Source organism: Desulforhopalus singaporensis (genome assembly GCF_900104445.1).
GTDB classification, from domain to species: domain Bacteria; phylum Desulfobacterota; class Desulfobulbia; order Desulfobulbales; family Desulfocapsaceae; genus Desulforhopalus_A; species Desulforhopalus_A singaporensis.
In genome coordinates, this window is record NZ_FNJI01000057.1 from 1 (window position 1) to 12,203 (window position 12,203).

A 12,203-nucleotide genomic window follows, 5' to 3' on the forward strand; every position below is an offset into this window, starting at 1 on the left:
CTCGATCATCGTGACCACAAATCTCAGCTTTAGAGAGTGGTCACAGGTTTTTGGGGATGCGAAGATGACGACTGCACTACTTGATCGTTTGACACATCATTGCGACATCGTAGAAACCGGCAATGAGAGTTATCGGCTGAAAAATAGAAAATAAGTTCATCATTTACTATCCGCCCCAGTTGAGTTCTGCCGCTCCGACGAGCATTTTGGTGGGCCCATTCTCGCGCCAGAACTCAATTGGGGCTACCTTGAGATGAAAGCTTTAAAATAACAGGATTAATGGAACCCCCTTTTTACTTTTTGGGGGTCATTTTTGGACGCTGACAGGGGGTCAATTTTGAATGCTGATTGACACTGATAGGGGCACTGAGTATTGCGGAAAGGCCGATTCACATGATTATCAGCTATATTTGGCTCTCAATGACATAGAGCATACCAAGACCAAGGCTCGATCACCGCAAACGAATGGAATATGTGAACGCTTCCATAAAACTGTTCTTCAGGAATTTTACCAAGTTACCTTTCGCAAGAAAATTTACCAGGATCTTGAAGATCTTCAAGTAGACCTGGATGACTGGTTATTACTCTATAATTGGGAGAGGACACACCAGGGAAAGATGTGCTGTGGAAGAACGCCAATAGAAACTCTTGAAGATGGAAAAAAATTGTGGAAGGATAAACAGCTGAACTGAATTTGACCTGACAAAAACCTGTCAAAATTGGTATTTGTCAGATCAAATCGTGACTACTACACCTTACCGTGCCCCTTGAAGGGGCAAACGGCAAAGTATCCCCTTCAAGGGGTAAACAATATCGGCCCCTCTGAGGTCGGATATTTATTGTCTGGTAAAGCAACCAACCTCTTGCCAGTTTTAAAGCTTACAGAATATTTTCTTCATGTGCGCCAGGGTTATAAAAGCCATTTAGTGCCTACATTGATGTTATTGACTACCTCCTTGACCCCATCAGCCCCTCCCGCAATGGTACAAATCGCGTCAGCCAGTTTTCTCGATACCACATCACCATAGACTGTCACCCGACCATCCTCTGCCATAACATGCACAAGATGCGACCAGCTCTGTTTGTGTTGAGTAATTGCTGCCCAGACATTGGAACTGAGAATTAAATCCTCCAAGCTCTTTGTAGTGGTTTCATCTGGAGTAAATTCTTCACACCTGGTCAATTTTTCCAGAACATTCACTACGCTGTCAATGTTCATGTATTTGAGGTTAAAGGAAATATCATACAGTGAGGGGTCGTTCCACTCAACACCCAGGACTACTTGAGCCCATTTATTTCTTTTAGTGTCCAGTTCCTGGATCATTTCTACAGCTTTTTCATGATCGATGCCATGGGCCGCCATCGCTGCATCGACCCGGTAATCTGTCCCAGCGAAGATGCGAACTCGAAGTATTTTTTTTACTCCTCTGAGTAGCATGTCACCTGCCAGACCGTGATAAACGAGGTCCATATTCCGTATTCTTTTAAGCAGTACAAAGCGGACAAAATTAACATTTGAAGCAGAAATAGGACGATCAGAACTTAAGATACTGGGAGCCTCAGCCATTGCATCACTCAATTGACTTTCGTCAATAGAGAAATATTGGGCAGCTTCCGTTATCACCATCTCTCGGCTCACACATGAATAATTGAGACGATTGGCCAGTTTTTCTGCTACCTCTTTGCCGCCACTGAAAGTACCCCTTGAAATGGTTACAATAGCCACAATGTTCTCCCTAATTTATGATTTGTTCAATTCCGGTGGCCCGAGTTTCCGGCTGACTAACGCCAACACCGAAGCTACTGCCATCATAGCGATGATCAATATATACGAGGTATCGGGTTTACCGGTAACATCCTGCAGAAAACCGTTGAGCCATGGCATTACCAACCCGGCCGTCCCGAATGCGCAAAACAACAGGCCAAAATTAACACCGAAATGTTCCAGTCCGTAAAAATCCTTGCACGTAGCAGGAAAAAGCGCATGGTTAGAGCCATAGTTCAGACCAATCATAAAAACCACAAAAAGAACGACAAACCATGATCCCCCACCATGTTTTGACAGCCAAAACAGCAAACAAACCACCAGCCCTTGACAGGCAAACTCACAGAACATTGTCAGTTGGCGGCCAATTTTATCTGAAAGAATGCCCGCAAGAATGCGCCCCCCGCTATTCCCGAGTGAAAGCACAATAACTGCCAGAAATGCCCATGAACCCAAGGCGTTTTTGCCAAGATCAGTTGCCACACTGATAAAAATCAGGCCGGTTGCAGAACCTGCAAAGAACATGAAAAACATCAACCAGAACTGGCTGGTGGAGACCATCTGTCGCCAGGTCATGCTGGTATCACTGGTATGTCTGGCTGTTGATGCCATACTATAAAGTCCAGGTGTATATCCAACAGGAGGTATCTGAATTAATCCGACACATAGTGCCACTACAGCCCAGATTCCAAACCCGAGAGAAATAATAGTGTTGGATATGCCCTTTTCAACAACACCGACATCGTTAACAAACTGGAAGAAGTTGAGAGACCACGCCGAAAGTGGTGCAAGAAATACTGGAGACAGACCTATACCCGCCACCACAATGCCGACGATAAACCCAGTTTTCTGAGGGGGAAACCATCTCATCGCAGATGGTGCCAGAGCACAATATCCACAACCAACACCAATACCGGTAACCAGACCGAAGCCGACCACATAGGCAAGTTTTGAATCCCCACCCAGTCCTGAAATAATGCAGCCAAGGCCCGTCAGGAAACCACCGAGCAGAATTACCCGGCGAGGACCAATAATGTCCTGCAACCGGCCAGCCGGCACCATGGTGAATGAAAAGGCAATGGTCATGATTGAATATGGCAAGGCTTTGTCGGCATTGGACCAGCCCCAAGCATCAGGAATACCTGATTTTATAACACTCCAGACATAAAGTATGCCAAGCGCCACTCCGATAGTTGAAGTGGCAAATGTTGTCAGCCATCCTCGAGAAATAGTAATTGTTAAATGGGTAGTTGAGTTCATATGATAGCTATTTAGGGTGTCACCCCGATTTGTGCGCTCATGTACGCTAAGGGAATAAAGTTAAATTCCTAATTTTCTAATGGCAAGGTTAATTGCTCAATTAAAAAGCTGGTTCGCATATTAAAAGTAGTTATGCTCAAGTTATTGATTCAATAATGTATGTAGAAATTTTCCCTGCCAATTATAATTATATAAAAAGTTAGAGAATCGTCCATCTTGCTCGACCAAGGATCGGTGGTGCGCGGTGAATTGATGAAAACAAAAAACCTGCGCAATCGAGCAATGTTCTTAGGAAATTACCAAATCGATTACACAGCTTCGATGATATAGTAATTTTTCTTGCCTTTCTGGATAAGTAAGTATGTTTCATTGATCAAATCTGGCGCAGTGACAGAGTACTCCTGATCAGTTATCCTTGCTTTGTTCAGACTAAGTCCGTTGCCTTTTATAGTACGACGCACTTCACTTTTATTAGGGAATGTTGCCGTTTCAGCTGCGAGTAATTCTATGATTGGCACCCCGGTATCAAACTTAGCTCTGTCGATTTCATAGGTCGGCACCCCTTCGAATACTGAAAGGAAGGTTTCTTTATCCAGCTTTGCCAGGCTTTCAGACGTTGATTTTCCAAATAGAATCTGTGAGGCCTCCACAGCCTTGTTGTACTCTTCTTCGTCATGAACCATGCAGGTCACCTCTTTCGCCAACCGTTTCTGTAATGATCGAAGGTGCGGCGCAGCTTCCTGTTCTTTTACCAGCTCATCCACTTCTACTCTGCTGAGGAGTGTGAATATTTTGATGTACTTCTCAGCGTCGACATCAGAGACATTAAGCCAAAACTGGTAGAATTTGTATGGTGTGGTCAGTTTCGGATCTAGCCAAATATTACCGCTTTCTGTTTTTCCAAATTTACTCCCATCAGCTTTGGTTATGAGCGGGCATGTAAGAGCAAATGCCTCACTGCTTTCTTTCCGGCGGATAAGCTCTGTCCCCGTAATTATGTTCCCCCATTGGTCAGATCCACCCATCTGCAATTTGCAGTTTTTCTCCCTGAACAGGTGCAAAAAATCGGTTCCCTGTACCAGCTGATAAGAAAATTCGGTAAAGGACATCCCTGTCTTGGCTTCTTCCCCCAAACGTTTTTTTACGCTGTCCTTGGCCATCATATAATTCACCGTAATATGCTTGCCAATGTCGCGGATGAAATCCAAAAAACTGAAGTTTTTCATCCAGTCGTAGTTATTTACCAGCTCGGCAGCATTGGCTGCATCTGAGTCAAAATCAAGAAATTTGGAGAGTTGTTTCTTCAGGCATTTCTCGTTATGGTGGAGGGTTTTCTCGTCGAGCAGGTTGCGCTCTGATGATTTCATCGACGGGTCGCCGATCATCCCGGTGGCGCCTCCGACAAGCGCAAACGGTTTATGTCCGGCGATTTGGAAATGTTTGAGCATCATCACGCTCACCAAGTGGCCTATATGTAATGAATCAGCAGTTGGGTCAATTCCAATGTAAGCAGATGTCATTTCTTTTTGGAGCTGCTCTTCAGTTCCGGGCATGATGTCGTGGATCATACCGCGCCATGTTAATTCTTCGACAAAATTCATCTTTCAGTAATTTAAATTTGTTTTAGGGTTTTAAAATTTTAAGAGAAGGTGGAAGCCTGTGCAGAACGAGCAACAAGAAATCGCTTTTTTTCTCGACTAAATCGAATGTTGGAGCAAGGTAGAAGAGGCCCTATTCTTTGTATAAGAATTACTCCAACACCCAAGCATTAATTATAACTTCAAGGTGCTCAACCTATCGGAGAGTACCTTGAAGTTGGTAAAATTTAGTGATCAAACATAGTATGCCGGATCAACACTTCCTCTTTCTGTCCCAAAGGTGGTTTCAATGGTCTGGGATAAGCTACGCCAGAAGAAATCAATATCCAAGCCATTGCCAGTAGGTTGAGGAGACAATAAGGACGGCAACGCCGGAAAGGACCATGCGGCAGGCCATTATCAGCATAAGGTGCTTCAAACGTACATAGCCGGTGGCGTACATAAGCAAACCAGCAGCTAATTCGTAGGGGAAGAGGAATTGATCGAGACCGTAGAAAAAACTGTAAAGCAGCGGTTGGGTGGATAATCCGAGGGTACTCGCAATCTCGGCCAGGGGAATACTGAGAGAACTGGCTGCAGCTACGGGGGTGAGCGCGAAGTTTGACAGGATACCGACCCCGTAAGAGATAATGGAGGTGCTGGCGAGACTGTTCATGCTTTCCAGCCAGGGCACGACCATGGCTGCTATCCATTCCGGGATGCCAAGGCTTCCGGCAACGATGCCGATGGCCATACAGGCGGTGATGAAAAAGAGAATGTCGAACTGCACTTCCTTGACGTCATCAGCCTTGAGGAGACTGAATATAGGGGTGAACCCAAGAAGGACTATGCCGCAGAAAGCATAGTAGCCGGGGATACCGTGGAATTTCTCCGTGGCGAAGGCCACAACCGCCAGGATTGTAAGGGCTAGGGTCTTTTTCTCGTCAAGGCTCATGGTGCCCATGGCCTTGATTTGTTCACCGGCGTGGCTGCGGCACTGGTCTATATATTTACCCAACTCGCGGCTTCCAAAAAAGTGCAGGATAGTAATGCAGAAAGCAGCGTTGATGAGGCTGTAGCCCAGGTTGTCGATGAAGAAGCTGACCCATTCGATGGGAACACCAATGTCTTTGACCATGAGCAGGCCAACGATGCCTATATTGTTGGGCAAATAGTTTGTAGCAGGTACGGTGGCGCCGAAAAAACCTGCCATTACCAAGATGGTGGCGGCTTTAGAGCCTTTCTCCATACCCATTTTGTGGCACATGCCTGAAGCGATGGTCATGAAGATTATTGTTGTAGTGATGACGTCGGGGATAATGGCACCAATCAGGTAACCTGCGACGATAAAGGCGCCATAGAGCCGCAATGGGGTGGATGCGATATGCGAAATGGTGAGGAGGGCAATACGGTCTGACAGCTTGGTACGTTCCATAAGCGCGCCGATGAGCATACCGCAGAGACACACCCAGGGGATGGGGGTAGTCCAGCCCACGAAAGCTAAATCTGGAGAAGCGATGCCGGTGACAATATAGAGCATCAGCAGTAGGATAGCTGTGCCGAAAAGAGGCATAATCTCAAAAGCAAAGGCGGAGATAGCAAAGATAGTGAGGAACCAGTAGGTAGTAAGCTTCAGGTTTTCCGGATTTTGGAGCAGATAAGCGCCGACGGCGGCAAAGAGTAGACTGTAGATCCACCCCCTGATTCTTGCTGATGGAAGGAAAGTTTTCGCTGTCGGTTGCGATAATACACTCGTTTTCATAGCATGCTCCTTTTCAGATTACGAATATAACGTTCTGCCGAGAGTGCTGCAATCGTAGCGTCACCCATGGCTGTGGTGATCTGGCGGAAAATCTTGTCATTGATGTCGCCTGCACTGTAGACGCCAGGCAAGTTGGTTTCCATATTGGGGCCGGCTTTGATATAGCCGTTATCGCTTAAGGCGACCTGGTTCTTAAACAGCTCATTGTTGGGGGTTTGCCCTAGAAAGACGAAGATCCCATCCACCGGAATCGTTTCATGATTTCCCGTAGACAGATCTTTGATTACCGCCCCGGCAAGGTGACCATCCTCAAGGCACAAGTCCACCAGCTTCGCCCCTGTGCGGGCCTCCACACGCTTATCGGCCAGAAGCTGTTCCTGGGTGGACTCGGCTGCGAAAAAGCGGTCTTCAACTTCAATCAGGGTGAGGTGGGAGATGTCGATCTGCAGCAGGTAGAGACTTTCATCAAAACCACTATTACCTCCTCCGACAACGAGGACCCGCTTGCCCTTATAGGCCCCGCCGTCGCAAATGGCGCAGTAGTGAACTTCTTCGCATTCGGTCTGGAGGTCAAGGGGAATGGGCTTGCGTCCGGTGGCAAGGATTACCGCTTTACTGTGAAAAACGGCCTCGTCGGTTTCGATGGTTTTAAATTCTCTTTCAAGAGAAAGGGACTCTACTTCGCATACCTCTTCAACGGGTATGGACAGGTGGTCCACATGCTCTTTCATTTTCTCCATCAGTTCCATACCGTGAATCTTTGGGTAGGAGGGGAAGTTTTGAACGGTATGGGTCGAATTCACCAGTCCTCCTGTCACACTTTCTTCCAGTATCAGGGTGTCAAGGTTAGCCTGGGCCGCGTAGATGGCGGCTGTCATACCAGCTGGACCACCGCCGATGATGACCAGGTCGACCTGTTTTTCAGGTTTCATAAGTATCTCTCCATCATGTACCCCGTCGTTATTGTACGCTTCTGTAATAGGCGGTCATCTCTTTTGGGTTCATAAGGCCCGCTTTGGTGGCGCTTATTGCCCCTTCTTTTATGAAGACAAGGGTGGGAGCCCGCTCGGCGCTCAACTCGTCACGCGCTTCCGGGTTTTCTTCCGAATCGAGTTTGTAGAAAGTGACGCCGTCGTTCTTCTTGGCAAATTTTTCCAGCACCTTTTCCATATTCTTACAGTGGGGGCACTGCTTTTTGAAACAGATGAGGATGCCGTCTTTGGTATCAGCGATGGTGTTTTTGTAAGTGCTGTCGTCTATGGTTGTAAACATGGGTTTCTCCTTGTTACCTTATGTGGTGCGTAGTTCGCCAATATAAAGTTTTAGTTTTTCGAGCAGCTCTTTGGCGACTTCCGGCTTTTCGGCGGCGATGTTTTTGAGCTGGAAAGGATCGGAGTTACGGTCGTACAGTTCATTATGGCTCGGCATCTCCACCTTGGCGCCAGCAGTGCAGGTCCACATTTCCTCGCTCATGGTTTTCTCTGATCCGGCTACACAGTCGACGCTGTTCTTCTCTTCCTCGTCTACCAGCCAGTGAATATAGCTGTAGTCGTCGGTGATAATGGACCAGGACATGCCATAGTACCCGGCGATGGCGAAGTCACGGACCTTATCCACCTCTCCCTGCATGAGGGGGAGTAGGCTTTCACCCTGGAATTCATCGGCGCCATAGGTGTTCATTCCGTGGTCACTTACACCGCTTTCAGTATCAAGTTGGCCCATAATATCCATAATGGTGGCCGTGACATCCACATTTTGAACAAAGCTCTGGATACGTTGGCCGCCTTCGACGCCAGGGACATGCATCATCAGGGGGACATGCACCAACTCTTCGTAAGGCCATGGGCGGGATTTGCGCATTATGCCATGACCGTGCTCACCTTCGCCCATGGGCTGGCCGTGATCGGACATGAGCACTACCATGGTTTCGTCCCATAGGCCCTGCTCGCGGATCGAGTCGATAATCTTGCCGATCCACTCGTCAACCAGAGTGATCTTCTCCATGTAAAGGGCGCGAATATGTTCGCATTCTCGTTCGCTGATGCGATTTTCAACAGGGGTCCAGGGGGCGAGCAGAATTGGATTGCCTTCGTAGTTGGGGTCATAGGGACAAGGCTCACCATTCCAGACAGAAGGCGGATCCCAAGGCTCGTGGGGATCGAATGAGTCTACCCAGAGAAAGAACGGTCGGGATTTGTCGCGGCGCTCGTTCAGCCACGCCTGGGTACGATTTACCACCTTGGCTACGTAACTGTCAGCGTCGGATCGGCGGTGTTGCTGTTGTCTGAGAAAACAGCCTATTTCGTCTAGTAGTTGCTTGCTGTCGTCGTCGATGAAGTTGCCCTCTTTGTCCCATACCATTGTGGGTGAGGTGAAGTCCTCAGGTTTGAGTGATGGGTCCAACGGCACATCTGCAAAAGAGGTGTGGTCCAACTCCTGACCTGGGCAGAAATCCACGAAATCGAAGCCGCGGGCGTAGCCAAACTTGGCCAGTCGCATAGGGGCTGTATCGTAGATGAGTGCTGTTTGCATGTTCTTACCCCACATGATGTCGGTGATGGTGGTATCGTCGGTTGTGAGAGGTTGCCAGCCGCCGTAGGGCAGGGTGAAACGGCCTGTCATAAGGGCGCGTCGCACTGGAATAGTGGGAAGCCCTTCGCTGTAGGCGTTTTCGAAAAGCACGGACTGCCTGGCAAATCGGTCGATGTTGGGGGTTTTAATCTTCTTGTTGCCGTAACACCCTAGATAATTGAACTGCAGGGTATCCAGCATGATGAAAACGACGTTTTTTACTTTTTTGCGGTTGAAAGCCATTGGGTCAGTTCTCTCTACAATTAAAGGGTTTATATTTCCGGGCAGTTAATCACCGCTAGGCAGTTGTCTAGGGATCATACTCCGGCCAATTCCACCATAAATTCTGTGAAACCTACATTGTTCTGAAAGAGGATTCTGTCTCAAATGAGACATTCTTTGAAAATGAAGTTGTATAGAAAAAATAGACACATTTTAAAGAGCGAATTATCTATTCTTGAGGAGATGTTCTGTGACGGCACCCCTAAGATTCTTAAATCATAAAAGATAACACCTCCAAAGCAGGTAGTGGAATTGACCGAAAACCTCAGGAAAACCTAGGCACACGGCTGAAACCTTGAACTAGCGCAATCCTTGTGCTTGTCTACATTTGCGCAAATTCATTTACCTACCGTCCACAAACCCAAGCTAGAGGATCACACTCTAGGATTTTTTTAAGTGCTTATGCGGGCAGAACTAATAATCAAAAGCCGCCCTAAAGCTTTCGATTATTAAGGGAGAGCTATGATCAAAAGTGGTGTTTGGGGGGAGACTTAAAGAAGAAATGACGCATCCTGTCGGAATCAGTTCGCCAAGACAAAATTCCAACACAAAGAGGATACGTCATGAGCAAGAATAAAATTATTGCCCTGAAAAAGCCAGGAGAGTTTTCCGAGGATACGCTGACTGAGCTGTTCCGCAACGGTGCCCGGCAACTCATTGCAGAGGCAGTCGAGGCAGAGTTTCGGGATCTTCTCCAGCAATATGCTGAGCTGAAAAATGATCAGGGACACCGACAGATAGTACGAAACGGCTACCTGCAGGAGCGAGAAATCCAAACAGGAATCGGTCCGGTCAAAGTGAAGGTCCCGAAGATAAGGGATAAGAGCGGTCAAGGGATCAAATTCAACTCAGCGCTGTTGGCACCTTACGTCTGAGAACAGCGAAAACAAGAGGCTGCGTTGCCAGGCATACCATCTTATCCATGGTGTATAAACTCGGCCAGAGTGCTCAGAAGAGATGGCGTCGCTTGAGAGGGTTCAAGATGCTTGCTGAAGTAATACGAGGAGTGCCGTTCAAAGACGGTGAGAGGGTTAATCCAATAGAAGAAAGCGGACTCGACAGGATAGTCAATGTTTGAGAATTATTCTTTGAACACCAGACTTGACTATAACTCTCAAAGCAACTTTCCACACCTCAAAAGAGCATCCGTATTAAGGATATCCAGGCGATTCTTGGAAAATTGGCCGATAATTTTTTCATCACGCAGTTGCCTTATAACACGGCAGACACTGCTTCTGTGAATACCTAAAATGTTAGCTATATCCGTCTGGCTGAGGTTAGGGCTGAGGGTGGCGGGTTCACCATGTTCGCGCCAGATTTGCGCGAGCATTCGGCAGATCATGCAACGGCAATCGAAGAGGTTGGAGTCGTATAGCTGGCCAAAGAAGGCTCCGGCCTTGATAGCAACGGATTTGATGAGATTGAGAATCAGGTGGGGATGTTTACGACAGAAATCGACATCCTTAAGGAGAGTTTTTGGGAAGGCGATTAGTTCACATTCAGAAAGAGTCTGCAAGATATAAAAATGATCGAACGACTTGTGAATATGAGGGATCTCTCCCAGGATGACTCCATGCTCCAGCATTAATATCACCCGCTCTTTACCATTTTCAGCAAGACCGGTAAGGCGAATACGCCCTTTGTCGAGAAAATAGAATACGTTCTCGCTGGGGGTGTGGATTTCACTGTTTTGGGGAAACGTTTTTCGCTTACCAAGATGCATAATTTCTCGCCAGGGAGCGTTGAGCTCTCTGATGCAGAAAACAGCTAAGTCCTGTTTATATTTATCACGGTTGTTTTTGCTCATAAAGTATTTCAGAGCAGGGGAAAATGCCCCTTGCTAATATTCTGTCTGCAGCAATATAGGTAACTTTACTTTCTTCCTGATCCTACGAACCAGGGACTTCCATTAAAATTTCCGAAAATTAGCAATCTTGGTTGCCAAGGGCAGTTGACCGTATCTGTATATCATTTATTCAAGCGTGTGCCTACTTTTAATTGATAGATTTCCTGTATCTTTGTCCTCTGGCTTAAACTCGGAGAATACTCAAGGGTGCCAGGCAAAATAAACGCGCCCTCCTTTCACCTCCGCACCCGCCGCGCTAATTCCTCCACAAGAGCCGCCATGTCTCCATTGTCATCCGTCCCCCTTCCACCAGCCCCTGAGACCTGCCCCTTGGAAATTGTACCAGTTGATATGTCAGACTTAGCATCAAATCAACTGGAGAATCTGATGAAGAGGAAAAGGTTTTCAGAAGAACAATTTATCCGGATCCTGAAAGAGGCGGAAGCTTTAGGGAATGCCAGGGAAGTGTGCAGACAGCATAATGTGAGCGAACAAACTTTTTATAGATGGCGAAACAAATAAGGGGGAATAAAAGTCTCCGATGCCAAGAAACTGAAAGGCCTAGAAAAAGAAAATGCAGAGTTAAAAATAACTGGTAGCAGAGCTTACCTTGGACAACCGGATGCTTAAGGATGTGGTTTCAAAAAAGAGGTAAGCCTTGCCAGTTGTCGAACTGTAGCTGAATACCTGCAGAAAACGTATCAGGTTAGCGAAAGACATTCTTGTCGGCTGTTGAGTTTGCATAGAAGCACTAAAAGGAATACGTCAAAGAACAGCCGTGATTTTGAATTGCTATCTGAAATCCTAAATTATCTCAGAAGTGTCCACGTTTTAGCTATCGTAAAATTTTGAGGTGGTCAAATAAAATCGGACACTTTCCTTAGGCTGCTATTTTCAGCTCCATCTCTTTTTCAAATTCATTTGGGCTGAGATATCCCAAATAGGAGTGGCGCCTTCTGCTGTTGTAAAACATTTCGATATAATCAATGACGTCTCGCTTGGCTTCTTCCCGGGTGAGGTAGGAAGAGCCAAATACTCGTTCAGTCTTCAGACTTCCAAAGAAGCTCTCTGCAACTGAATTATCCCAACAATCACCCTTGCGACTCATACTGCTTTTCATCTGGCTCTTTCTGAGCAATT

At 46.8% G+C, this 12,203-nt stretch carries 11 protein-coding genes and 2 pseudogenes; 4 read left to right on the plus strand and 9 right to left on the minus strand.

Translation table 11 applies throughout. The features are described 5' to 3' along the window. Both BLQ17_RS20600 and BLQ17_RS20605 read left to right on the plus strand, forming a co-directional pair. On the plus strand, positions 1-154 hold a 154-nt coding region (locus BLQ17_RS20600; protein ID WP_176761363.1), incomplete at its 5' end, for an ATP-binding protein. Positions 155-353: 199 nt separating this feature from the next. Beyond that, positions 354-692: pseudogene (locus tag BLQ17_RS20605) on the plus strand (integrase core domain-containing protein); the annotation flags it as partial. A 218-nt stretch (positions 693-910) separates the two neighbouring features. Here the strand turns inward: BLQ17_RS20605 and BLQ17_RS20610 are convergent. The 7 genes from BLQ17_RS20610 to BLQ17_RS20640 all read right to left on the minus strand — a co-directional run bounded on the left by BLQ17_RS20610 (position 911) and on the right by BLQ17_RS20640 (position 9,178). Next, the gene (locus BLQ17_RS20610; protein WP_092226026.1) at positions 911-1,726 is read right to left on the minus strand and encodes a cytidylate kinase family protein; all 816 of its coding nucleotides are present in this window, start codon (positions 1,724-1,726) and stop codon (positions 911-913) included. Between the two features lie 15 nt (positions 1,727-1,741). Continuing rightward, positions 1,742-3,025, minus strand: coding sequence for an OFA family MFS transporter (locus BLQ17_RS20615; RefSeq protein ID WP_092226027.1), 1,284 nt, complete (start codon positions 3,023-3,025; stop codon positions 1,742-1,744). Positions 3,026-3,333: 308 nt separating this feature from the next. Continuing rightward, complete coding sequence (gene tyrS / locus BLQ17_RS20620) at positions 3,334-4,626, minus strand: tyrosine--tRNA ligase (RefSeq protein WP_092226028.1); 1,293 nt, start codon at positions 4,624-4,626, stop codon at positions 3,334-3,336. Between the two features lie 316 nt (positions 4,627-4,942). Further along, complete coding sequence (locus BLQ17_RS20625) at positions 4,943-6,364, minus strand: SLC13 family permease (protein ID WP_092226029.1); 1,422 nt, start codon at positions 6,362-6,364, stop codon at positions 4,943-4,945. Further along, complete coding sequence (locus BLQ17_RS20630) at positions 6,361-7,296, minus strand: NAD(P)/FAD-dependent oxidoreductase (RefSeq protein WP_092226030.1); 936 nt, start codon at positions 7,294-7,296, stop codon at positions 6,361-6,363. The genes BLQ17_RS20625 and BLQ17_RS20630 overlap by 4 nt, the downstream gene beginning before the upstream one ends. Before the next feature lie 28 nt (positions 7,297-7,324). After that, a complete protein-coding gene (locus tag BLQ17_RS20635) occupies positions 7,325-7,636 on the minus strand; it encodes a thioredoxin family protein (RefSeq protein ID WP_092226031.1) in 312 nt (103 codons plus the stop codon). 18 nt (positions 7,637-7,654) lie between these two features. Continuing rightward, positions 7,655-9,178 carry a sulfatase family protein gene (locus BLQ17_RS20640; protein WP_092226032.1) on the minus strand — a complete coding sequence of 508 codons (1,524 nt, stop codon included), beginning with the start codon at positions 9,176-9,178 and terminating at the stop codon, positions 7,655-7,657. A 602-nt stretch (positions 9,179-9,780) separates the two neighbouring features. On the opposite strand from BLQ17_RS20640, the pseudogene BLQ17_RS20645 reads away from it, so the two are divergent. Continuing rightward, a pseudogene (locus tag BLQ17_RS20645) lies at positions 9,781-10,089 on the plus strand (transposase); the annotation flags it as partial. Positions 10,090-10,331: 242 nt separating this feature from the next. Here BLQ17_RS20645 and BLQ17_RS20650 read toward each other — a convergent pair. Continuing rightward, entirely contained in the window at positions 10,332-11,024 is a 693-nt protein-coding gene (locus BLQ17_RS20650; protein WP_092226034.1) for a Crp/Fnr family transcriptional regulator, read from the minus strand. 426 nt (positions 11,025-11,450) lie between these two features. Here BLQ17_RS20650 and BLQ17_RS23785 point away from each other — a divergent pair, with 426 nt between their 5' ends. Then, positions 11,451-11,585 carry a transposase gene (locus BLQ17_RS23785; protein ID WP_407919131.1) on the plus strand — a complete coding sequence of 45 codons (135 nt, stop codon included), beginning with the start codon at positions 11,451-11,453 and terminating at the stop codon, positions 11,583-11,585. Between the two features lie 358 nt (positions 11,586-11,943). Here BLQ17_RS23785 and BLQ17_RS20660 read toward each other — a convergent pair. Next, positions 11,944-12,203: IS3 family transposase (locus BLQ17_RS20660; protein ID WP_218121868.1), on the minus strand; the 260-nt coding region annotated here is incomplete at its 5' end.

Excerpts from the sequence above, each read along its gene's own strand:
- BLQ17_RS20650 (WP_092226034.1), bottom strand. The coding sequence starts at position 11,024 with ATGAGCAAAAACAACCGTGATAAATATAAACAGGACTTAGCTGTTTTC.
- BLQ17_RS23785 (WP_407919131.1), top strand. The coding sequence starts at position 11,451 with ATGAAGAGGAAAAGGTTTTCAGAAGAACAATTTATCCGGATCCTGAAA.
- BLQ17_RS20635 (WP_092226031.1), bottom strand. The coding sequence starts at position 7,636 with ATGTTTACAACCATAGACGACAGCACTTACAAAAACACCATCGCTGAT.
- BLQ17_RS20615 (WP_092226027.1), bottom strand. The coding sequence starts at position 3,025 with ATGAACTCAACTACCCATTTAACAATTACTATTTCTCGAGGATGGCTG.
- BLQ17_RS20630 (WP_092226030.1), bottom strand. The coding sequence starts at position 7,296 with ATGAAACCTGAAAAACAGGTCGACCTGGTCATCATCGGCGGTGGTCCA.
- BLQ17_RS20640 (WP_092226032.1), bottom strand. The coding sequence starts at position 9,178 with ATGGCTTTCAACCGCAAAAAAGTAAAAAACGTCGTTTTCATCATGCTG.
- BLQ17_RS20625 (WP_092226029.1), bottom strand. The coding sequence starts at position 6,364 with ATGAAAACGAGTGTATTATCGCAACCGACAGCGAAAACTTTCCTTCCA.
- tyrS (WP_092226028.1), bottom strand. The coding sequence starts at position 4,626 with ATGAATTTTGTCGAAGAATTAACATGGCGCGGTATGATCCACGACATC.